Origin of the sequence: Flavobacterium facile (assembly GCF_036321945.1) — a bacterium.
In the GTDB taxonomy this organism is placed as follows: Bacteria; Bacteroidota; Bacteroidia; order Flavobacteriales; family Flavobacteriaceae; genus Flavobacterium; species Flavobacterium facile.
Genome location: NZ_JAZAYT010000028.1, coordinates 117,265 through 140,542, shown reverse-complemented (window position 1 = coordinate 140,542; position 23,278 = coordinate 117,265). Strand labels below are relative to the sequence as shown.

The following is a 23,278-nucleotide window of genomic DNA, read 5'->3' as shown; positions in this document are numbered from 1 at the left end:
ATGTTTTTCAATTCCCTTCATTTCGCGGCTTTTTTACCGATAGTTTTTATATTATATTGGTTTGTTTTTAATAAAAACAAATCTTGGCAAAATAGTTTGTTAATCATTGCTAGTTATTATTTTTACGCTTGTTGGGACTGGCGTTTCCTTTTTCTATTGGTGTTCTCCACACTTTTAGATTATTTTACAGGCATAATGATTGAAAAAAACGAAACCGATTCCAAACGAAAATTTTGGTTCTGGTTGAGTATTATTGTTAATCTAGGATTTCTAGGAATTTTTAAATATTATAATTTCTTTGCCACCTCTTTTACCGAATTAATTAACGGTTTTGGTTTCCAAGTCAACCCCTTATTGATAAAAGTAATTTTACCCGTTGGAATTTCTTTCTATACATTTCACGGATTATCTTATGTGATTGATATTTATTACAAAAGAATTAAAGCGGAAACTAATTTCATCGATTACTCCCTTTTCGTAAGTTATTTCCCTTTGTTAGTAGCTGGTCCGATTGAACGTGCGACACACTTATTACCACAAGTAAAAGTAAAACGAGAATTTAATTTTCAAAAAGCCAAAGAAGGTGTACATCAAATTATTTGGGGATTAGTCAAAAAAGTGGTGATTGCCGATTCTTGTGCGATGTATGCCAATGAAGTTTTCAATCATCAAGAAGACATGAATTCCTTATCCTTAATTTTAGGTGCGATTTATTTTGCTTTTCAAATTTACGGTGATTTTTCAGGGTATTCTGATATCGCTTTAGGAACTTCAAAATTATTTGGAATCGACTTATTAAAGAACTTTAATTTTCCTTATTTCTCTAGAGATATTGCAGAGTTTTGGCGCCGTTGGCACATTTCGTTGTCGTCTTGGTTTAGAGATTATTTGTATATTCCATTAGGCGGAAGCAAAGGCGGAAAATGGATGCAAGTTCGAAACACTTTCATTATCTTTTTAGTAAGCGGATTTTGGCATGGCGCCAATTGGACCTTTATAGCTTGGGGATTAATTAATGCGATCTATTTCTTGCCTTTATTGTTACTTAATAGAAATAGAAGCAACTTAGAAGATATTACTTTCAAATGGAATGTTCAGGGTTTACAAACCCTTTTACATATTCTACTTACTTTTTCTATCACCACCTTTGCTTGGATCTTTTTTAGAGCAAAATCCATTTCAGATGCGTTGTTGTACATTAAAAAGATGTTTACGAATTTAAATTTTGATATTCAATATTTATCGAACGAGCGATATGCCCCAGAATTATTAGCACTAATTGGTGTCTTTGTACTGTTTGAATGGTTCAACAAATATAAAACAGAACCTATTTCTGGAAAATATGAAAATGTAAAACTCTTGTTTTGTATTATGGCCATTTTAGCCTTAGGTGTTTTTTCTGATTATAAAGAATTTATTTATTTTCAGTTTTAACTAATGAGAACCTTCGTAAAATATATTCTAAAAATAGTACTTATGCTTACTGTAAGCGCTTTTGCGTTAGATTTTTTTTACACCACTGTTTTTGAAAAATCAGTACCGAGAACCAAGTTTCAAAATTTAAGAGCTTTAAAAAATCAAACTATTGATTATGTTTTTTTAGGATCATCCAGAGTTGAAAATGGAATTTCTCCAGAAGTAATTAAAAATAAAACAGGTAAAAAAGCTGTAAATTTAGGTTTTCAAGCTTCAAAATTATCAGATGTTTATATGATTTTTCAATTATTAGATTTTTATAATATTAAATTTAAGACAGTTTTCATTCAAGTGGATTACATTTTTAATATGGAAAATGGAAGTTCAAATGTTTTAAGTTATGAAATTCTACCTTTTATAAATGAAAATTTAATTGTTTCAAATCATTGCTTATTTAATGATTCTGATAATTATTGGTTTAATAAAAACATTCCTTTTTACAGATATAGTAGAACATCTCAAAAATTAGGAGTTAGGGAAGTTTTATCTAATGTCATAAAAAAGAAATCTAACGCTTTTGAAAATAATGGTTATGCTCCTTTGTATGGTCATTTTACAAATGACAAATTTGCATGGCCCAATACAATTGCTTTAAAAAACAAGTTTTATGATTCAATTGTTAATTATAAAATTAAAAACCACAAAGAAGTAGTTTTTTTTACAGCACCATATAGAAATTTAAATAACGATTTTAGCTTTGTTCATAAATTGGAAACAAAAATTCCAGCCTTAAATGACTTTTCTAACGAATTGCCACACAATAGATACTTTCAAAATAATAACCATTTAAATCATGATGGCGCAGTTGCTTTTACCAATGTTTTGATTCAAAAACTAAAATTATAAAATGAAAAAATTTGTAAATTATATTTTAAAATTAGCTCTGCTACTTATAATAAGCGCCAGTTTTTTAGATTTTTGTTATACAAAAATTTATGAAGTTTCAGTTCCTAGATCTAAATTTCAAAAATTAAGAACTTTAAAGCATGAGAAAATTGATTATCTTTTTTTAGGTTCATCTCGCGTAGATAATAGTGTTGTGATTAATAGTATTGAAAAAAAGACTAATAAAAGCGCATATAATTTAGGGTTTCAAGCGTCAAAATTGCAAGACATATACTTAATATTACAATTATTAAAAAAATATGAAGTCTCTTATGATAAAGTATTAATTCAAGTAGATTTTGCTTTTAATAATGAATTAGAATTTTCAAACGTATTGTTTTTTGAAGCATTACCATTCATAAAGGAAAATAAATTAATAGAAGATTATGTAAAACATAATAAACCAAATGATTTTTGGAAGTATAGATATTTGCCTTTTTATAAATTTATCATTTCTAATCCTAAAAACGGCTTTAGAGAAGTAGTTGCTAATGTTATTAAAACACCAACAAGGACCTTACAAAACAAAGGTTACTCTCCTCTTTATGGAGAGTTTAAAAACAATAAATTATTAAAATTACCGTCAAAAATAAACAATAAAAATATTTATTATAATCTTATTTTAAATTACTGTATTAAAAATAAAATTAATGTTGTTTTTTATACAGCACCTTGTAAAATAACTAAGAATAGTGTTTATTTTGATGAATTAGGTAGAAAAGTTACTAATTTAAATGATTTTTCAGATTTATTAAAAGATGATATTTACTTTTATGATAACTTTCATATTAATAATGACGGAGCAACAATTTTTACCAATGTTTTAATTGAAAAACTAAAATTATAAAATGAAACGTTTTTTTAAATTAACTATACTATTTTTAGGCATACTATTTCTAGCATCTTTGCTTTTAGATGTTATCTATACTTCAATACTATCCAACTCAGAAGTACGAAATAAAGTAGAAAACATCATTCATACTAAAAATAAAAAGTATGATGTTATTTTCATGGGAACTTCTCGAGCCAACAATCATTTTGTAACAAAAGTATTTGAAGATAAAGGTTATAAAGCTTTTAATTATGGTATAAGTGGCGCCCATTTATTCGAAACTTCATTGTTGTTAAAATTAATGATTGCCAACAAATATGAAATTAAAAACTTAGTTTTAGAAGCTGATTTGAGTATTTGTAATGAAAAAAGAGATGAAGGCACAACTGCTCGTTTCATGCCTTATATTCATGGTAATGAAATCATCAAAAATCATTATAAAAACGAACCAGATTTTTATCAAATTTATTATTTGCCTTTTTACAGATATATTAAGTTTGATACTAAGATTGGTTTCAGAGAAGTTTATGATGTTACTTCAAAGAAACCAACCAACACCTTGCATAATAAGGGCTATTATCCCTTGATTTCTGATGAAAAAGGAAATATGAAAAACGATATTTCTTCTTTAAAAGTGATTAGAAACAAGTATTATGAAGAAATAAAACAAATTTGTAAAGACAACAATATCAAACTAACAGTAGTAATGACGCCTATGTGCAAGAACACCAAAGGATTGAATTATTTTGATAAAGTACATCAACTCTATCCAGAAATTTATAATTTTGAAAATGTGGTTACAGATGACAAATACTTTGCTTCTTGTGGTCATTTAAATAATGAAGGTGCGATTCTTTACACAAATCATATTATAAAAACCTTTTTCAACTAATGCACATTGCTTTTTTAACTCCAGAATATCCTCATCCGAAAATTGTAAATTCTGGGGGTTTAGGTACTAGTATTAAAAATCTGGTATTAGCTTTGGTTCGTCAAAATGTAAAGGTTACGGTTTTTATTTACGGACAACTAAGTCAAGAGGTTTTTGAGGAAAACGGCATTACTTTTCATTTTATTCCTAATCAAAACTATCGTTTTGCGAAATGGTATTTTTATCGAAAATTTATTCAAAACTACATTAATAAAATTGTAGTTGCTGAAAAAATTGAACTTTTAGAAGCTCCAGATTGGACAGGAATAACTGCTTTTATGAAGTTTCAAATCCCTTTGGTTATTCGTTTTCATGGAAGTGATACTTATTTTTGCCACTTAGAAAATCGTAAGCAAAAATTAAAAAATTATTGGTTTGAAAAAATAGCCTTGCAAAACGCCGTTGCATTTATAGCGCCAACCAAATTTGCTGGTGAACTTTCAGCTAAATTATTTAAAATTAACGCACAAAAAGTTGCAACGATTCATTACGGTTTAGAATTAAATCAGTTTAAAAATGATTCGCCTGAAAAATTTGAAAACGGACTTTTGTTATACATAGGAACTATTATTCGTAAAAAAGGAGTTTTAGAATTGCCTGCTATTTTTCATAAAGTTAGAAAACAACATCCAAATGCACAACTCTTTTTTATTGGTGCTGATTCTTATGATATTCAAACCAAAAGCTCATCCACTTGGTCTTTGGTTGAAAATTTAATTCCTATTGAAGATAAAACTTATGTGCGATTTTTAGGAAAAATTCCTTATTCCGAAGTACAAGAGTTTATGAAAAAAGCACATGTTTGTTTGTTTCCCACATTTGCTGAAACTTTAGGAATGGTAACTATTGAATCCATGGCTTTGCAAAAACCTGTGGTAAATAGTAATATTGGTTGGGCTAATGAATTGCTTATTGATGGCGAAAGTGGTTATTTAGTACATCCAACAGATCATAAGTTATATGCTGAAAGGATTTTACAATTACTTGAAAATAGTGATTTAGCTAAGAAAATTGGACAAAAAGCCAACGAAAGAGTAGTTGCTACATTTAATATTGATGAAAAAGTATTGGAAAACATTTCATTTTATAAAAAGATACTTGATGGTAAAAAAGAGTAAACAGTTTTTAAGCAGCACGTTTAGTTTATTAAAAATTTATTTTCATTTATTAAGATCGATTCATTTTAGTAAATCAAATCGCTCCACTATAATAATTTGTTTTGATGGCGTGGTTTCTCATGGTGGCTTATTAGACAGATTAAAAGGTGTAATTTCTTTTTACGAAGTTGCTAAAATTAAGAATGTCGATTTCAAAATTCATTTTAATCATCCGTTTCATTTATCTGATTTTTTAGAACCCAATGAAGTTAATTGGCAAATTGAGAATTTTAAATTTAATCCTTTACAAGATGAAGTTTTGTATTTAATGAATAATTTCCATGTTAATCCATTAGAATTGATTCATCCAACAAAAAAGAAAAACTATTTTGTATATTGTAATATTGATTATTTAAAAACAATAAACTCGCAGTTTTCGGAAGTAGAAAACACTAATTTATGGCGAAACAATTATCAACAATTATTTAAAGAATCTTTGTTTTTAAAAGAATCTATAGCTAAACTTCCACAAGAAAATAATATAGTTTGTCATACCCGATTTACCACTTTAATGGGCGATTTCGCAGATACAACTTCTGCTGTTCTGAATGACGATGATAAAGAAACTTTGGCAAATAAAATCCTTGAAAGATTAAATGAAATTCATAAACAAAATGAGAATACGCCAATTTATGTTTTGTCTGATAGTGTAGTTTTTTTAAATATAATTAAAGAGAAAACAAATTTCAAAACACTTTCGGGAACTCCAAAACATGTGGATGTAAAAAGTAGTTCTTCTAGTCTTGAAGAACATTTAAAAACATTTACCGATTTTTATTTTATGTCGAAAAGTGAACGCGTTTTTTTGCTAAAAATTGATACAATGTACAACAGCGGTTTTTCTAGATATGCTGCAATCATAGGGAATAAGCCATTTAATGTTATAAATTAATACGAATGATTGTCATAATACATAATAACAAAAATGTAATTCAAGTAAAAAAGAATGCTGAAAATATAGAAAAATTTTCAACTTCTTTTGGTACAACCTTATTTCAGAAATCGGAAGAGTTTCCTGATGAAATAATTGTTTGGTTGCATGAAGAATTCGTTTCATTAGTTAACTTTAATGAGATAGAACAGTTATTAGGTAATAATGAATCGATTATTCATTTTAATCCTTTTGAAAACCAATATTTATCTGGTGATTTAGGTTTTGTTGATCAAAACAGTTTGTTTAAAATTCCTAAAAAAGTGAATCATGCTTCGTGGCAAATTTCTGCAAGTATTGGTGCAACAAAAGCAACTGTCTTAAATAAACTTAATTCGCAAATAAAAAACAAGAATGCGGATCCTAATTATTTATTGCATTCCATAGGATTTACTTTTAGTTTAATTGGTTTGTTTTGTAATTCGCAACCTTTATTGGTTCAAAATAGTGTTTCTAAAAAACAAAATCAATCAACTTTTAAATTGTATCAATTTGTAAAACAGCATTATAAGTTTCAATGGTTGTTTTTTCTTTTTTTTACTAGATTAATGAAAAGAAAGTCTTTCGATATATTTCCCTTGTTGTCAAGTTTGTTTTTTTTCAAGATTAAAAAGACAAATAGTATACCTTTTAATGTGTTTGAAAATAAGGAAGAACATTTCAATAATTCATTAAGTTTAGATGTAATTATTCCAACAATTGGAAGAGAAAAATATGTTTTTGATGTTTTACTAGATTTAAAAAAGCAATCATTCTTACCAAAAAAAGTGATAATTGTGGAGCAAAATCCACAACCTAATTCTATTTCTGGTTTAAATTTTATTTTTGATACCGAATGGCCATTTGAAATCGATCATACTTTTACAAATCAAGCAGGTGCTTGTAATGCTAGAAATATTGCGTTAAGTAAAGTTAGTAGTGATTGGGTTTTTATGAATGATGATGATAATTCTTTTGAATTTGATTTGTTGGAAAATGTATTTAAAGCGATTCGTTTTTATAACTTAAAAGCATTAATAACAGCCTATCCGCAATTAGGAGAAAGTATTTTTTATGATAAAATTCATCAAACTACCATTTACGGTTCAGGAAATTCTTTTATAAAATCAGAACTATTAAATCAAGTTAAATTTGATAAAAATTATGAATTTTGCTACGGTGAAGATTTTGATTTTGGAATGCAATTGCGAAACATTGGAATAGATATAATTTGTGTCCCGTTTTTAAGAATTCTTCATTTAAAGGCTCCAATGGGTGGTTTTAGAACTAGACCTATATTACCTTGGCATGATGAAGAACTATTTCCAAAACCTTCACCTACAATACTACTGAATCTATTAAAATATAGAAGCAATGAACAACTGCATGGCTACAAAATTTTATATTATATTCAATCTTTAAAGTGGAAAAAACCTTTTCAATCCTTAAAAGAAATTAATAAACATTGGAAGTCTAGTTTATTTTGGGCAAATAAATTAAAAAATATGTAAGCCATTTACAGAGATAATGTTATATTTGGACTTTCAATTCAAGAAGTTTCAAATTTTATGAAAATAGCATTAATTACAGGGATTAACGGGCAAGATGGTTCGTATTTAGCAGAATTATTATTAGAAAAAGGGTATGAAGTACACGGAATTATTCGTCGTAGTTCTACTTTTAATACAGAACGTATTGAGCATTTATATATAGATTCTTTAATTAAAGATTTACATAAAGACAAAAAAATAAAATTGCATTATGGTGATATGACGGATGCGACAAGTTTAATTCGCTTGGTTCAAGAAATTCGCCCTGATGAAATTTACAATTTAGCGGCACAATCTCACGTAAAAGTTTCGTTTGATATGCCAGAATATACTGCAGAAACAGACGGCGTTGGGACCTTACGCTTGTTAGAAGCGATAAGAATTTGTGGTTTGGAAAACACAACACGTATTTATCAAGCTTCGACTTCAGAATTGTACGGAAAAGTACAAGAAGTTCCTCAAACAGAAACGACACCTTTTTATCCTCGTTCTCCTTATGGTGTAGCGAAATTATATGCGTTTTGGATTACGAAAAATTACCGTGAATCGTATGGAATGTATGCCGTTAACGGGATTTTATTCAACCACGAATCAGAACGAAGAGGAGAAACTTTCGTAACCAGAAAAATTACGTTATCAGCTTCAAGAATCAAACACGGCATTCAAGATAAATTATATTTAGGAAACTTAGATTCACTACGTGATTGGGGTTATGCCAAAGATTATGTGGAATGTATGTGGTTAATGTTACAACAAGATACGCCAGAAGATTATGTAATTGGAACAGGTGTTCAATATTCGGTTCGTTATTTTTGTGAATTAGCGTTTAAAGAAGCGGGTATCGAATTGGTTTGGAAAGGTGAAAACGAAAACGAAATTGGTGTTTGTGCCGCAACCGGAAAAACAATTATTGAAGTCGATCCAAATTATTACCGTCCAGCGGAAGTAGAAAGTTTATTAGGTGATCCTACAAAAGCAAGAACGCAATTAGGATGGAATCCAAGTAAAACTTCTATTGAAGAATTGGTGCACATTATGATGGAACACGATTTAAAATACGTGGTTCGTTTTAAAGATAGAGATTCCTTAAATAAATACGAATAATTGATGCGAATTCTAATTACTGGTGGAAACGGAATGGTGGGTAAAAATATTTTGGAGCACCAAAAAGCTTCAAATTATGACATTTTAGCGCCTTCAAGTTCCGAATTAAACCTAAGAAATTTCGATTCGGTTGACAGCTATATCAAGCAACATAAACCAGATGTTATTATTCATGCAGCCGGTTTAGTTGGTGGAATTCAAGCCAACATGGCCCGTCCTGTAGATTTTTTGGTTTACAATTTAGATATGGGAAGAAATATCATCATGGCAGCAAAGGAAAATGGCGTGAACTATTTTTTAAACATGGCGAGTTCTTGCATGTATCCGCGAGAAGCACAAAATCCATTACAAGAAGAATTGATTTTAAAAGGCGAATTAGAACCTACAAATGAAGGTTATGCCATTGCGAAAGTAGTTGCCACTCGTTTGTGTGAATACATCGTAAAAGAAAATCCAGAATTGCAATACAAAACCGTTATTCCATGTAATTTATATGGAAAATACGATAAATTTTCGCCAGAACATTCACACATGGTTCCAGCGGTAATTAAAAAAATATACGAAGCCAAACAAAATAATGCCACAGAAATTGATATTTGGGGCGATGGTTTGGCAAGAAGAGAGTTTATGTATACCGGTGATTTAGCCGATTTTGTTTTTTACGCTTTAGATAATTTCGAGAAAATGCCACAAAATATAAATGTTGGTTTAGGTTTCGATTATACCATAAATGAATATTACGAAGCCATTGCCGAAGCCGTTGGTTTCACTGGTAAATTTGTACACGATTTGTCAAAACCCATTGGTATGAAGCAGAAATTAATTGACGATAGTAAGTTGAAACAATTTGGCTGGCAACACCAAACTAGCCTTAAAGAAGGAATAAAACACACATTAAATTACTTTAAAACAGAAGTTTTACATGATTAAGTATCCGTTAGCTTCGTCCACTTGGGACGAAAAAGAAATAGAAGCCATCAATGGCGTTATTGCCAAAGACATGTATACCATGGGAGCTGGCGTAAAACAATTTGAAGAAGATTTTGCAAAATATGTAAATTCTAAATATGCTGTTATGGTCAATTCGGGTTCTTCAGCTAATTTAATTGCTGTTGCAGCTCTGTTTTTTACTAAAAATCCTAAATTAAAAAGAGGAGACGAAGTTATTGTACCAGCTGTTTCTTGGTCGACAACTTATTATCCATTAGCACAATATGGTTTAAAATTGAAATTTGTGGATGTAGATTTACATACTTTGAATTTCGATTTAGAACAATTAAAAAATGCTGTTTCTGATAACACAAAAATGATTTTAGCCGTAAATTTATTAGGGAATCCTAATAATTTTGATGCGATTAACGAAATCATTGGTGATAAAGATATTGTCTTAATGGAAGATAATTGCGAATCGATGGGTGCTGAATTCAAAGGAAAACAAACTGGAACTTTTGGTTTAGTGGGAACGTATTCTACTTTTTATTCGCACCATATGGCGACTATGGAAGGTGGATTAATTGTTACGGATGATGAAGAAATGTATCATGTCATGATTTGTTTGCGCGCTCACGGTTGGACACGTCATTTACCAAAAGAAAATCATGTTTCTAACAAAAGTGATAACGCTTTTGAAGAATCGTTCCGATTTATTTTACCGGGTTATAATGTGCGACCAGTTGAAATGAGTGGAGTAATTGGTGTGGAGCAATTGAAAAAGTTACCATCCTTTTTAGAGTATAGAAGAAAGAATGCCGAATTATTCGTGTCCTTATTCGAAAACCATAAAGACTTTTACATTCAAAAAGATATCGACCACAGTAGTTGGTTCGGATTTAGTTTTATTCTTAAACCAGAATCGACTTTAGACAGAGCAGAAATTGTAAAAAAATTAGAAGCCAATCAAATCGATTGCCGACCAATTGTAACTGGAGATTTTACCAAGAATGAAGTATTGAAACATTTCGATTATGAAATTTTTGGTGAAATGAAAAATGCGCAATATTTAGATAAAAAAGGCTTTTTCGTTGGCAATCATCAAGTGGATTTAACACAAGAAATTCATCATTTGTTTGACGTTTTAACGTTTTAATGATAAAAATTTATACTGATACAAGGTATTTAACACCGGAATTTCGTAAAATAATTTTCCCGGTTTTGTTAGATATTCATTTTTTAAAAACAGCAAATGCTTTATCTAATTTTCAACTTGTTGATGAATTGGAAACTGCAGACGTTGTGCTTGTACCAGTAGCTATAAATTATTTTTTCAAGCATAAAAAACAACAAGAATTAAACCAATTTATTGATAAAGCTATTGCTTTAAATAAAAAAGTTTGGGTGTATGCAGCAGGTGATTTTGGAATTACTTTTAGAAAAGATGTTACTGTTTTTAGATTAGGCGGTTTCAAATCAAAACTATCTGAGAATGAAGAAATTTTGCCGTCCTTTGTTTCTGACGCTTATTCCACTATACTAACAAATAATTGGAAACCTTTACCTAAATCTATAAAACCTGAAATTGGGTTTGTGGGTCACGCCAATAATAGTAAAATACAACTAGTAAAAGAGTTTGTTTTGCATTTGAAATTTTCGGTAAATAGAAAAATTACTACCAGTTTAGGTGACTATCAATCTTTTTATCCATCAAGTTTAAAACGTTTTGAAATATTAGAAAAGATAAAAAAATCTGATGTAATTTCAACTAATTTTATTCTTAGAAAATTATATAGAGCAGGAGTTAAAAGTGAAGAGGATAAGCAAAAAACATCTTTGGAATTCTATAAAAATATTGAAAATAATTTATATACCGTTTGCATACGCGGTGCAGGCAATTTTTCAGTACGTTTGTACGAAACCTTAATGATGGGAAGAATTCCTGTTGTGATAGCATCAGATGCAAAATTACCTTTAGAAAATTATATAGATTGGGAGAAGCACATTGTTGTAACCAATTCTGAAAATATACTAAAAGATTTAGTTGTTTTTCATGAAAAGTCATCAAATGAAGCGCTTATTGAAATTCAAAAAAACAATCGAAATTTAATGTTAGAATTATTTCAAAGAGTGAATTATTTTGCAGCCATATATAAGTTTAAAAATGAATTTTAGTTTAATAATTTGTACGTATAATAGAAGAAAGGCTATTGAGATTCTTATGAATTCTATAGTCAATCAGTCTGTATATCCCAATCAAATTATTATAGTTGATGGTTCGTTAAATGAAGAAACAAATCTTTTTTTTTCAGAAACTAATTATGAAAATTTAGATTATTTTTTAGTTGATTCTTCTAATAGAGGTTTAACTAAGCAAAGAAATTTCGGAATTTCAAAAGTAAATGCGGCTTCAGAAATCATTTGTTTTTTAGATGACGATACTCTTTTAGATGAAAACTATTTTTCTGAAATTATAAATGCCTATAAACTATTTCCTGATGCATTTGGCGTTGGAGGTTGTATTACTAATGAAATTCATTGGGAAGAAAATGCAATTGACTATAAGAGAAGTAAAAGCTGTTATACCTTTGATGGCTTTCATAGAATTGAAGATAAAAGATTTATATTAAGAAAAAAATTGGGTTTAGATTCAGATGTTTTACCTGGTTTTTCACCACTATTTTCTCATGGTAGAAGTCTTAGTTTTCTGCCATTTTCTGGCAAAATTTATAAAGTAGAACAATTAATGGGAGGTGTTTCTTCGTTTAAGAAAGAAGTTCTTGCTACTCATAAATTTTCAACGTATTTTGAAGGTTACGGTTTGTATGAAGATGCAGAATTCACCATACGAATTTCTAAACTCGGACCGTTATATTTTAATACCAATGCCAAATTAGAACACCATCATGATGCAGCTGGTCGTCCAAATCAGTTCAGTTACGGAAAAATGGTTGTTAGAAATGGTTGGTATGTTTGGCGTACCAAAAACCCAAACCCTAAAATGATACATTGTGTGAAATGGCATTCGATTACTATTTTACTTACTTTCATAAGAATTGCAAATATTCTAACCACCAAAAAACGCAAAGAAGCTTTTACTGAAAGTTTAGGAAGAACCGTTGGATGGTTTTCTATCGTTTTTAATAAACCTATGTGAGTTTTGGGTTTTGGGTTGTGATTGGGAGATTGGGAGATTTGAGGAATGGGGGATTTGGTGTGTTTGATACTTTAGTTTTTTAATTTGATATTGCATTATTTTCAAGTTGAGTAGCGACAAAATTTTTTGAAAACTAGTTTTATAGGTGTGTAGGTTTAGAATTAAATGAAGTTATTACCTATAAAAAATTATTTAATTGGAAAGCAAGAGATATTATGTTATTTTTATCCCATAAAACTTCAGAATGAATTTCGTTATCATCACACATGTGCAGCATATTAAAGAAAATTCCAAGTATTATGGGTATGCGCCGTATGTTAGAGAAATGAATATTTGGCTAAAATATGTCAACGAAGTTACTGTTGTTGCTCCAATTGAAAAGTCTAAATTGGATAACATCCATTTGGACTATCATCATAAAAATATTAAATTTAAAGAAGTTTCAAATTTTAATACTACTAGTTTTTTAAATTTACTTCGAACACTTTTTAAATTACCGTTTATTGTATGGACTATTTTTTTGGCCATGAAAAGAGCAGATCACATACATTTACGTTGTCCTGGAAATATGGGGTTGTTAGGTTGTTTGGTTCAAATTTTATTTCCACATACTCCTAAAACTGCTAAATATGCCGGAAACTGGGATCCCAATGCGAAACAACCTTTTAGTTATAAAATACAGAAATGGATTTTAAACACTACTTTTCTAACCAAAAACATGCAAGTTTTAGTATATGGTGAATGGGCAGGAAGTTCTAAAAATATAAAATCCTTTTTTACAGCGACTTATTCTGAAATTAAAAAAGAAAGTATTCTTCCGAGAAGTTTAAAACAGAAAATTAACTTTGTTTTTGTTGGAACTTTATCAATTGGAAAACAACCTTTATATGCTATTCGATTGGTAGAAAAATTGAAAAATTTGGGATTAGATGTTCAGTTAAGTTTGTTTGGTGACGGTGTTTTGAGAAATGAATTAGAAAAACATATCGAATCAAATGGATTGGCAACTTTTATTTTTTTAAAAGGAAATCAAAACAAAGAACATATAGAGCAAGCTTATAAAGAAAGTCACTTTTTAATTTTAGCTTCTAAATCTGAAGGTTGGCCGAAAGTTGTTGCTGAAGCCATGTTTTGGGGATGTTTGCCACTAACTACTAATGTTTCATGTGTAAATTATATGATTGACTCTGAAAAAAGAGGTAAATTATTGAGTTTGAATCTTGAAGCTGATACGCAATTGGTTTATGATTTGATACATAATGAAACACAGTATTTAAATAAGTGTATTGAAGCGAGAAATTGGTCGCAACATTATACCACAGAATATTTCGAAAATGAAATTATAAAACTTCTAGCTGTCACATGAGAATTGTACAATTAATAGATAGTTTAGAGGCTGGTGGTGCTGAACGCATGGCGGTAAATTTCGCGAATGCCTTAACTGGAAAAGTTGCTTTTTCAGGCATTGTGGCTACACGTAAGGAAGGTGTTTTAAAACAAGAAATTAATCACATTGAAACCTATGCTTTTTTAGGAAGAAAAAGTAAATTCGACCTTAAAGCTATTGGTTTGATGTCGGTTTATATCAAAAAAAATCAGATTGAAATTGTTCATGCCCATGGTAGTTCTTATTTTTTTGGTGTTTTAGTTAAATTATTTAACCCGAATATTAAATTAATTTGGCATGATCATTATGGAAATAGAGCAGAAGATGATAAACAAAAAATGGTTTTGAAAATTTGTTCTTTCTTTTTTTCAAAAATTTTAACCGTTAATGAAGCACTAAGGACTTGGTCTTTGCAACATTTAAATTGTAAGGAGGTGTTTTTTGTCCCCAATTTTTCAGATTTAAAAACATCGGAAGAGAAAACAAATTTAAAAGGAGAAAATCATAAACGCATTGTGTGTTTGGCGAATTTAAAAAATCCAAAAAATCATGTTACATTGCTTACTGCCTTTATTTCTAGTGAAATTTATAAAGACAATTGGACTTTACATTTAATTGGAAAAGATTTTGATGATGCTTATTCTGATGTTTTGAAAGCTATGATTAAAAAAAACGGATTAGAAAATTCTATATTTATTTATGATGCTTGTCAGGATGTGAAATTTATTTTGAGTCAGGCAACTATTGGTGTTTTATCTTCTACTTATGAAGGTTTTCCTGTAACTTTGTTAGAATATGCTCAGGCTAAATTAACGGTGGTTTCAACAACTGCTGGTTATTGTCAGAGATTGATAACTCATGATTTTAATGGATTGTTATTTGATCCATTAGATTCGAGTAGTCTATCAAAGCATTTGACGTATCTTATAAATAATCCTGAAATTTGTGCTAAGTTTGCAATACAATTTCAAAAAGAAATAGAATCAAAGTATTCTAAAGAAGCCATTATAAATAAATACCTAAATCTAATTCCTTGAATTTTTTTAAATTAAATAAAATCACTTATTTACTCATACATGTTTTGTTAGGAGTGATTATTCATTTTATAGGTTCATTTGTGTTTGTTTATTATGCTATTTTTTTAACTGCTGGAACGTATTGGGTGGTTAAACATAATGATAGAGATTTTCAAGCTTTAACTCTTATGTTATATGTTGTAGGATTAGAGGTTTTGTTTCGAATGAAGTCTGGTGGCTCCTTGTATGATATTGGGAAATACTCCATTATTTATTTTTGTATTTTGGGCTTTAGTTTTAAAAGAATTAGTTTGAAAGCGTGGCCTTATTTTTTAATTTTATTGTTATTTATACCTGGAATTGTATTAACCGTAAATACTTTCTTTTTTGAAATTGATATCAGAAAAAAAATCATGTTTAATTTACTAGGTCCATTTTCTTTGGTTTTTGCTTCTTTGTACGCTTATAATAAAAACATCACTTTAAATAGATTGAATGAATTATTATATGTAATGTCAGGACCTTTGATTAGTATTCTTTCAGTAGTTATTATTTATACTCCTACGAATGTAACAAATATTTATGAGAATAATTCCTCCAGTTTTGCTAATTCTGGTGGTTTTGGGCCTAATCAAATATCTGTAATATTAGGATTGGGCGCTTTTCTCTTTTTTATTCAATTTTTCTTTAATAGGAAAGAAAAACGCTATTCTTATGTTTCGTTGTTTTTGTTTTTTCTATTTATCTATAGAGGCTTAATTACTTTTTCCAGGGGTGGGATGATGACTGCCTTAGCGATGGTTTTGGTTTTTTGTTATATGGTTTACAAATTGTTAAATAAAGAGGCGAGATCAAAAATTACAGGTGTTTTTACTTTGTTATTTGTATTGTCAATTGCAGCATGGATGTTTACCTCTTATCAAACGGGGGGGTTGATTGATAAACGTTATAATAATCAAGATGCTGCAGGAAGATTTAAAGAGTCGAAAATGTCAGGACGAGAAGATATAATGGAAACTGATTTGAAGTTTTTTTATGATAATCCTGTTTTTGGAGTTGGACCAGGAATTAGCAGTATGATGCGGGATGAAGATGGGTTAACAGGTGTACAAGCTCATAGTGAACCCACTAGACTTTTAGCAGAACATGGTTTTTTTGGAATGATCATTTTATTATTGTTGGTTTTTATGCCCATCATAAAGTACTTTAGATCTCGACAATTTCACCATATTTACTTTTTTCCATTTTTAATATTTTGGGGTTTAACCATTAATCATGCTGCTACCCGTATTGTTGCTCCCGGAGTTTTGTATGCTTTGAGTTTATTAAATGTATATATACCAAACAAAGAAGAGGATGAAGAAGAAGATTCTGTACCTAGGCAATAAACTTTCCAAACATGGTATAAATAAAACCACAGTTGAAACTTTGGGTGAAAATTTATCACAATCTGGTTTTACAGTAGTTTCTTATTCTTCCAAAAAGAATAGTTTTTTAAGAATAGTAGATATGCTTCTAGGTGTTCTTAAACATAGAGATGCCGCTTATATCTTAATTGACACCTATAGTACTTCCGCCTTTTGGTTTGCTTTTTTTAGTAGTCAGTTGGCGAGATTATTAGGTGTTAAATATATTCCCATTTTGCATGGTGGAAATTTACCGAACCGCTTGGCTTCTAATCCGAAGTTGTGTAAAACGGTTTTTATGCATGCACATGTAAATGTTTCTCCTTCGGAATATTTAAAATTTCATTTTGAAAACTTCGGAATTTCCAATGTGATGTGTATTCCTAATTCTATTAACTTATCCGATTATTCTTTTAAAGAAAGAAATGTTTTTGCTCCTAATTTACTTTGGGTACGTGCTTTTGCGGAAATTTATAATCCAAAAATGGCGGTTGATGTATTGCATTTACTTCAAAAAAAACATCCTGATGCCACTTTAACTATGGTTGGACCAGATAAAGATGGTAGCTTAGAAACTACTAAAAATTACGCGAATCAATTGAAGCTGAATGTTACTTTTACTGGGAAATTATCTAAAGCAGAATGGGCTAATTTGTCTAATTATCACGATATTTTTATTAACACAACTCATTTTGATAACACACCAGTAAGTGTTTTGGAAGCTATGGCGTTAGGTTTGCCTGTTGTTTCTACTAATGTTGGTGGTTTGTCTTTTTTAATTTCTCATCAAAAAAACGGCTATTTGGTTGCTAATAATGCTGCTTCAGAAATGGTTCTGCAAATTGAACAAATTATCAATTTTCCAGCTCAAACAATTGAAATTATTGGTAATGCCAAAAGTATGGTTTCTAAAATGGATTGGGAAGTTGTTGAAAATCAGTGGTTAATTTTATTACGATAATGCTAAAAAATAATTTGCTTTTTAAGCAATTATGATTATATTTAGTTTTCAAAATTGAGTAATGACCAAGCCTTATAAAAAACATTTCGAAATATCTGAACGCAAAATTCTTCTTAGGTTTTTTGATGTGGCTTTTGTTGTCGGTTTTTTGTTTTTATTACACACTTTAACTGATTTAAAGTATTTTGCAGATTTATGTGTTACTTATTATTGGATAGCCATATTAGCGATATATATAAATTTATTAGGCACCGTTTTTGAAATGTACAATTTAATAATTGTTAGTTTTGCTACTAAAATTACTAAAGGTTTATTGCTAACGGCCTTTTTTACGACTCTCTTTTTTATTTTCACACCTATTCTTACGCCTTCTTTTCCTAAAAAAAGGGTAGAGTTGTTTTTGTTGTTTTTAGTCATTCTTATAGCATTAACGGTTTGGAGATTGCTTTATATCTATTTATTAGCTTCAAAGCGTTTTTATAAACCAATAGTTTTGGTTTGTCGAAGTAAAGATTTTAATAAGTTATCCAAAGAGCTTATTATCAATGATCCACATATTCGAATAGTTAAATATATAGATGTTGATTTTAATAATCACAATAGTTTACTTTCAGAATTTCAATTGAATTTAATAGAAATTAATGGTTTTTTAGCCTCTCACTTTATTTCTGAAATTGTTGTGGCTAAATATTCTAAAAAAACCTCTATTGAAGTGTATAATAAGTTGCTTGAAATTTCAGAAAATGGCATTCCTATTACTCAATATGAAGATGTTTATGAAGATTTAACCAGTAGAATTCCCTTGCATTTAAAAGATAAATCGTTATATAAATTTTTCCCTTTTTCAAAAAAACAAAACCAACTGTATTTACTATTGGTTAGATGTATAGATATTGTTTTTTCCATTATTGGATTAACTGTTTTAATAGCCATTATTCCGTTGATTTTCTTTTTTAATTTAATTTGGAATAAAGGACCCCTTTTATTTCATCAAGAACGTATTGGTAGAAAAGAAGTGCCATTTAAAATTTTTAAATTACGTACTATGATAGTGAACGCCGAAAAAAATGGTGCTGTTTTTGCGACTGTAAATGATTGTAGAATTACACCTTTCGGAAAATTATTACGTAAAACCAGAATTGATGAATTTCCACAATTTATAAATGTACTTATTGGTGAAATGTCAATTATTGGTCCAAGACCTGAACGAAAAGTTTTTGTGGATCAAATTGCTAACGAAATTCCGTTATATCATACCCGACATATTGTAAAACCTGGTTTAACCGGATGGGCTCAAATTAATTATCCTTATGGGGAAACTTTGGAAGATAGTTTGATGAAATTAGAATACGATTTGTATTACATTAAACATCGAAATATTTTCTTAGATATTAATATTGCTGTAAAAACTTTCGGAACCATTTTATACATGAAAGGTCAATAATGTTGTAAACATTTTCTTTCTATTATAGCTCTCGTTTTTCTATTTTTCATACAAAATTCTTAAAATTTTATTAACAATTTTTTAAACTTAATCACTTGTGACTCAATGTGATTATAGCTGTTTTTATTGTATTGCAGGTTCTTAAAAAAATGTTAACAAGTTGATTTTCAGAAAAATAATAAAAAAAGTTGTATCTTTGCGCCAGTTAATTCAATTGGTGTTGTCTAATTTATGTCAATCAGACACCTTGTTAAAAACTTTTTTTTTGCCCAATTGAGAAATAAATTTACATGAGAAAAGACATTATTTATTTTGGAGTTGCCATTGCATTTATTGCCGTAATTAGTTCGGGTTTTAGAGCATTTAAAGATGAATCTGTAGACGGGTTTCATATTGAAAACACAGAAGTTTATGATTATCGGGTTCCTTCAAAAGATGAATCGGTAAAGTTAGATCACAACATTCCTTTCACGGGAAAAACATTTATCGGATTCAAACAAGCATTAGCTGTAAAAGAATCTGCAGGAATTTATGATTTAGTTAATGCTTACGGCTACATGGGTAAATACCAATTCGGAAGAAGTACATTGAGAAATGTTGGTGTTTACGATTTTAAAAATTTCCTTAATAACCCAGCTTTACAAGAACAAGCTATTGAAGCCTTATTAAGCATCAATAAATGGGAATTAAGAAAAGAAATTAGAAATTACTCAGGAAGAGTAATAAACGGAATCAAAATTACAGAATCAGGTTTATTAGCAGCTGCACATTTAGCTGGAGCCAGTTCTGTAAAAACGTATCTTAGAAGTAATGGTAAAAATGGATTTAGAGATGGTTTTGGAACTTCTTTAAAATCATACATTAAAAGATTTAATGGTTACGATACTTCAAATATCAATCCAAATAGATTTGCAAAAGTTACAATTTAACTTTTCTGAATCACAAAAATACAAGGTCGATTGTGTAATTTTACTCGGTCGATTTTAAAACTGTTTTACTGGCGTTCGCAAAGGTTAAAATTGTTGTTTTTGGTTAAAAACGTATTCGTTTGCTTTGAAAAAAACACGCTATTTTAGTGTGTTTTTTTTGTTTAAATTAAAACAAGTCGCTGTGTGTTCCTGTTCTTTCTAAAAATATTTCTTTTTCAATTGGATTAATTCGCCAAATTAATAACCAGTTTGCCTAATAAAATTAATTCAAACATTTTTAAGATTTTAATTCTTTCATTAAATCTTCAAAAGTTGTGTAACTACTATATTCTGACTTTCCAGCGATAGATTCGTCAAGTGCTTTTTTTGTTTCGGCATTTGGTATGTTTTTACTAACTGGATACTTTTTTAATTTAATGGTTTTCATAACTTTATTTTTTTGTTGTAAAGTTAATTTTTTTCTAACTTTTATGTATTACTTTAAAATAAATCGCTGTGTGTTCCTGTTCTTATAAGTTTTATTGTTTTTTCTTCGTTATCTTGCAGCCATATTAACAACCAATCGGGCTTTATGTGGCATTCCCAATGTTCTTTATAGTTTCCTTTTAAAATGTGAGGTTTGTTTTTTGTGGGTACTTCTCCTGTTTCTTCTAATAAATCATATATTTCATCGAATAGAGAAAAATCATATTTTCTTTTTTGGCAAAGTTTAAAATCTTTTTTAAACTGACTAGAAAAGATTATAGTAAACATTATAAATTCATTTTTTTATAAAAATCTGCTCTGTTTTTTACCTTTGTTAACCCTATCCCATTTTCTGTATCTGTCATTGCTTTTAGCGTTTCTGTATTTGGAATGTTTTTACTTACTGGATATTCTTTTACTTCTGTTTTCATAACTAAATTATTTTTTTGTAAAAGTAATTCTTTTTCAATCTTTTTTATAACAGATTGAAAATAAGTCATTTTTTCTTTTAAATTTTTATCATCATAAAAATTTACATAAACTAATAGATTTTCAATGTCTTTCAGTATTGGTCCAATATAGCGTAGTTTTAAAAGTAATTCATTTACTTCTTTCTGATCTAAATTGTGAACATAATTAAAATACCCCTCAAACAATAAAATTAAATCGGTTAAGTGATTATCGATTTTTATTTTTACAGTACTTATGATGCTGTTTTCTCTACGTATCTTTTTACTTTGATAAATCAAAGGCTGTATAGATTTCTTTATATCAAGTTGTAAATTCATAATCACTTAGTTAAAGTTATACGTTAGGTTTTTTATTTTATGGAAAAATATTTTATTAATTATCTGCAGGTCCGCTTCTTTTCATAGAACCCTCTAAATAGTCATTGCTTTCTAAAATCTCCAAATAAATAATACTCTTGTCTTCTGTTATTTTTATATTATACTCGGTATTATTTTTTAATTTGAAATCTTTTTTATTAATGAATTTACCTTCAATATAAAAGTTGTTAATCTGTTTAACTTTAACTTCGACTTTAACATCTAATGTCGTTATATATTCATTGTATAAAGCTACCTCTTTGGGAAAATTCGTATAAATATTTTTCTTTAATTTACTAGATATATGTACCGTTCTGTTATAGACCCTTTCTTTGGTAGATATCACAAGTCCTAATTTATTTAACTCATTTATTTTGGTGTTTATTATGTTTTTTTCTTCTTGCCCAAAAACATCACCTTCAATTGGCTTGTACAATTCTTTAAAAATCGTAGAATTTCCTTTGTCGTAATTTTCTATTATTATTAATAAAATTTCAACTAAATCTTCTTTTAACGACTTCCAATTGAAAGTATCGCAAATTTCATCTAACGTTTTATAATTTATGGTGCCTATCAATTACTATTAAAATTTATTTGTACTATTCTTAATAAGTTTTTTTTCAGATTCGCAATTTTCTAATTTTTCTGTTAGCGACTCTATTTTTTCTTTATAGAATTGTAATTGTTCTTCTTTAAATTGCAATAATTCTTCTGCCATATAATTATTTTCTGCTTTTTCTGCTTTTTTTTCTTCTATACCTCGCAACATTTCGCCCTTGCCAGTGAATAACCACTCCAAACTTAAATTAGAATATATTTCTAAAATCAATTCTAATTTATCTATTCCTATGCTTTTCTGCATATTATTAACATATCCATTTGAAACGTTTATTGACTTTTCAAATGTAGAAACTGATAAATTAGAATATTTTATGTAAATTTTCAAACGTTCTTTAACGCTCATTTTCAATAGTTTATAAATTAATTTTTAATAAATTAGAAAATCATTCTAATAATATTTTTTTATTTAGAATAAAATTCTAATATTTGTTCCCACAAAGCATAATAAAAAAAAATATATTGCCTTGTAAAAACATAACGCAAGATATAAAAAATTGCAATGCAATTGCAATTTATATAGTAATTATTGCAATTAAACAATGCAAAACAAGTGCCAAATGTTCATTAAAATACAGCAATAGTACCGCAGTTGCTAAATCAAAAGATCCAGATAGGCAATATTCTGCAATTTGTGAAGAAATAAGAGATTTTTTAAGAACAATAAACAAACCAAGTGTTATTGAAAACGTACTGCAAGCACCAATCCGAAATGATATTGTATTAAATGGCGATATGTTTTCTTTAAAAGTTATTCGCTCACGAAAATTTGAATTGAATAATTTTTTTATGATGCAACCATTAAAACCTAAACGATTAGGAACGGTTAAAAATGGTGATTATGCAATGTGTGTTGGCAAAGGTCAATTAAAAGTTAAAGGCGGTAAACGTTTTAAAGTTCCCGGTAATAACATTATAGAAGTTTGGAGCAATGCAATGGGCATTAACTGGATGAAAACACGTGATGAATTAAAAGAAGCAATTCCTCCAGCATACACGAGATATATAGGTTACGATTTTTTAAAAGCAAAGTAAAATGATAAGTACCGAAGAAAAAAGCGAAATAATTGATGTTATAGGGAAACACTATTCAATCCCGATCATTAAACATCTTGAAACGGTTGGCATAAGTCCAAAAAAAAACGGCGTTTTTACACCTGGATTAATTCAGCAAATTGTAAATGCACGTTATGAAAATGAAGAAGTGGAAATTGAGATTTTAAAGTTTGTAAAAGTTACCAAAAAACACAAAGAAAAACAAGCCAAAAAACGAAAAGCATTAATTAAATAATA

The 23,278-nt window shown here is 28.9% G+C and carries 25 protein-coding genes; 20 read left to right on the top strand and 5 right to left on the bottom strand.

From position 1 onward, the window contains the following. The 18 genes from UEQ13_RS03520 (at window position 1) to UEQ13_RS03435 (ending at window position 20,075) form a co-directional block, all read left to right on the top strand. On the top strand, window positions 1–1,434 hold the full coding sequence (locus tag UEQ13_RS03520; RefSeq protein ID WP_329805025.1) for an MBOAT family O-acyltransferase: 1,434 nt from the start codon (window positions 1–3) through the stop codon (window positions 1,432–1,434). 42 nt (window positions 1,435–1,476) lie between these two features. After that, window positions 1,477–2,322, top strand: coding sequence for a hypothetical protein (locus UEQ13_RS03515; protein WP_329805024.1), 846 nt, complete (start codon window positions 1,477–1,479; stop codon window positions 2,320–2,322). 1 nt (window position 2,323) lies between these two features. After that, a complete protein-coding gene (locus UEQ13_RS03510) occupies window positions 2,324–3,208 on the top strand; it encodes a hypothetical protein (protein WP_329805023.1) in 885 nt (294 codons plus the stop codon). A gap of 1 nt (window position 3,209) precedes the next feature. Beyond that, the gene (locus tag UEQ13_RS03505) at window positions 3,210–4,085 is read left to right on the top strand and encodes a hypothetical protein (RefSeq protein WP_329805022.1); all 876 of its coding nucleotides are present in this window, start codon (window positions 3,210–3,212) and stop codon (window positions 4,083–4,085) included. Beyond that, a complete protein-coding gene (locus UEQ13_RS03500; protein ID WP_329805021.1) occupies window positions 4,085–5,242 on the top strand; it encodes a glycosyltransferase family 4 protein in 1,158 nt (385 codons plus the stop codon). The genes UEQ13_RS03505 and UEQ13_RS03500 overlap by 1 nt, the downstream gene beginning before the upstream one ends. Further along, window positions 5,226–6,173 carry an O-fucosyltransferase family protein gene (locus UEQ13_RS03495; RefSeq protein WP_329805020.1) on the top strand — a complete coding sequence of 316 codons (948 nt, stop codon included), beginning with the start codon at window positions 5,226–5,228 and terminating at the stop codon, window positions 6,171–6,173. The genes UEQ13_RS03500 and UEQ13_RS03495 overlap by 17 nt, the downstream gene beginning before the upstream one ends. A 5-nt stretch (window positions 6,174–6,178) precedes the next feature. Then, the gene (locus UEQ13_RS03490; RefSeq protein ID WP_329805019.1) at window positions 6,179–7,702 is read left to right on the top strand and encodes a glycosyltransferase family 2 protein; all 1,524 of its coding nucleotides are present in this window, start codon (window positions 6,179–6,181) and stop codon (window positions 7,700–7,702) included. Between the two features lie 57 nt (window positions 7,703–7,759). Beyond that, window positions 7,760–8,845, top strand: a complete 1,086-nt coding sequence (gene gmd, locus UEQ13_RS03485) for a GDP-mannose 4,6-dehydratase (RefSeq protein WP_329805018.1) — start codon at window positions 7,760–7,762, stop codon at window positions 8,843–8,845. Window positions 8,846–8,848: 3 nt separating this feature from the next. Then, the gene (locus tag UEQ13_RS03480) at window positions 8,849–9,775 is read left to right on the top strand and encodes a GDP-L-fucose synthase family protein (protein ID WP_329805017.1); all 927 of its coding nucleotides are present in this window, start codon (window positions 8,849–8,851) and stop codon (window positions 9,773–9,775) included. After that, window positions 9,768–10,931, top strand: a complete 1,164-nt coding sequence (locus UEQ13_RS03475; protein WP_329805016.1) for a DegT/DnrJ/EryC1/StrS family aminotransferase — start codon at window positions 9,768–9,770, stop codon at window positions 10,929–10,931. Before UEQ13_RS03480 ends, UEQ13_RS03475 begins: the two co-directional genes overlap by 8 nt. Next, window positions 10,931–11,950, top strand: a complete 1,020-nt coding sequence (locus UEQ13_RS03470; RefSeq protein WP_329805015.1) for an exostosin domain-containing protein — start codon at window positions 10,931–10,933, stop codon at window positions 11,948–11,950. Before UEQ13_RS03475 ends, UEQ13_RS03470 begins: the two co-directional genes overlap by 1 nt. Beyond that, complete coding sequence (locus tag UEQ13_RS03465; protein ID WP_329805014.1) at window positions 11,940–12,932, top strand: glycosyltransferase family 2 protein; 993 nt, start codon at window positions 11,940–11,942, stop codon at window positions 12,930–12,932. Before UEQ13_RS03470 ends, UEQ13_RS03465 begins: the two co-directional genes overlap by 11 nt. A 244-nt stretch (window positions 12,933–13,176) precedes the next feature. Then, entirely contained in the window at window positions 13,177–14,298 is a 1,122-nt protein-coding gene (locus UEQ13_RS03460) for a glycosyltransferase (protein ID WP_329805013.1), read from the top strand. Continuing rightward, complete coding sequence (locus UEQ13_RS03455) at window positions 14,295–15,356, top strand: glycosyltransferase (RefSeq protein ID WP_329805012.1); 1,062 nt, start codon at window positions 14,295–14,297, stop codon at window positions 15,354–15,356. Before UEQ13_RS03460 ends, UEQ13_RS03455 begins: the two co-directional genes overlap by 4 nt. After that, entirely contained in the window at window positions 15,353–16,723 is a 1,371-nt protein-coding gene (locus UEQ13_RS03450) for an O-antigen ligase family protein (protein WP_329805011.1), read from the top strand. The genes UEQ13_RS03455 and UEQ13_RS03450 overlap by 4 nt, the downstream gene beginning before the upstream one ends. Beyond that, window positions 16,692–17,702, top strand: a complete 1,011-nt coding sequence (locus tag UEQ13_RS03445; RefSeq protein ID WP_329805010.1) for a glycosyltransferase family 4 protein — start codon at window positions 16,692–16,694, stop codon at window positions 17,700–17,702. The genes UEQ13_RS03450 and UEQ13_RS03445 overlap by 32 nt, the downstream gene beginning before the upstream one ends. Window positions 17,703–17,763: 61 nt before the next feature. Further along, window positions 17,764–19,146, top strand: a complete 1,383-nt coding sequence (locus tag UEQ13_RS03440; RefSeq protein ID WP_329805009.1) for an exopolysaccharide biosynthesis polyprenyl glycosylphosphotransferase — start codon at window positions 17,764–17,766, stop codon at window positions 19,144–19,146. 290 nt (window positions 19,147–19,436) lie between these two features. Then, window positions 19,437–20,075 (top strand): peptidoglycan-binding protein LysM, encoded by a 639-nt coding sequence (locus UEQ13_RS03435; protein WP_329805008.1) that lies wholly within the window; start codon window positions 19,437–19,439, stop codon window positions 20,073–20,075. A gap of 277 nt (window positions 20,076–20,352) precedes the next feature. Here the strand turns inward: UEQ13_RS03435 and UEQ13_RS03430 are convergent, their stop codons facing one another. The 5 genes from UEQ13_RS03430 to UEQ13_RS03410 are packed head-to-tail and all read right to left on the bottom strand — an operon-like array spanning window position 20,353 to window position 22,331. Further along, a complete protein-coding gene (locus UEQ13_RS03430) occupies window positions 20,353–20,502 on the bottom strand; it encodes a hypothetical protein (protein ID WP_329805007.1) in 150 nt (49 codons plus the stop codon). 53 nt (window positions 20,503–20,555) lie between these two features. Then, window positions 20,556–20,828: a type II toxin-antitoxin system YafQ family toxin gene (locus UEQ13_RS03425; RefSeq protein ID WP_329805006.1), complete on the bottom strand. Its 273-nt coding sequence runs from the start codon at window positions 20,826–20,828 to the stop codon at window positions 20,556–20,558. Continuing rightward, window positions 20,828–21,328 carry a hypothetical protein gene (locus UEQ13_RS03420; protein WP_329805005.1) on the bottom strand — a complete coding sequence of 167 codons (501 nt, stop codon included), beginning with the start codon at window positions 21,326–21,328 and terminating at the stop codon, window positions 20,828–20,830. Before UEQ13_RS03420 ends, UEQ13_RS03425 begins: the two co-directional genes overlap by 1 nt. Before the next feature lie 55 nt (window positions 21,329–21,383). Continuing rightward, window positions 21,384–21,944, bottom strand: a complete 561-nt coding sequence (locus tag UEQ13_RS03415; protein ID WP_329805004.1) for a hypothetical protein — start codon at window positions 21,942–21,944, stop codon at window positions 21,384–21,386. A 6-nt stretch (window positions 21,945–21,950) separates the two neighbouring features. After that, window positions 21,951–22,331 carry a hypothetical protein gene (locus tag UEQ13_RS03410; protein WP_329805003.1) on the bottom strand — a complete coding sequence of 127 codons (381 nt, stop codon included), beginning with the start codon at window positions 22,329–22,331 and terminating at the stop codon, window positions 21,951–21,953. Between the two features lie 116 nt (window positions 22,332–22,447). Between UEQ13_RS03410 and UEQ13_RS03405 the strand changes: the two genes are divergently transcribed. Together UEQ13_RS03405 and UEQ13_RS03400 are read left to right on the top strand one after the other, a co-directional pair. Then, on the top strand, window positions 22,448–23,020 hold the full coding sequence (locus UEQ13_RS03405) for a hypothetical protein (RefSeq protein ID WP_329805002.1): 573 nt from the start codon (window positions 22,448–22,450) through the stop codon (window positions 23,018–23,020). Window position 23,021: 1 nt separating this feature from the next. Next, the gene (locus UEQ13_RS03400; RefSeq protein ID WP_329805001.1) at window positions 23,022–23,276 is read left to right on the top strand and encodes a hypothetical protein; all 255 of its coding nucleotides are present in this window, start codon (window positions 23,022–23,024) and stop codon (window positions 23,274–23,276) included. The last annotated feature ends 2 nt before the right edge of the window (window positions 23,277–23,278 follow it).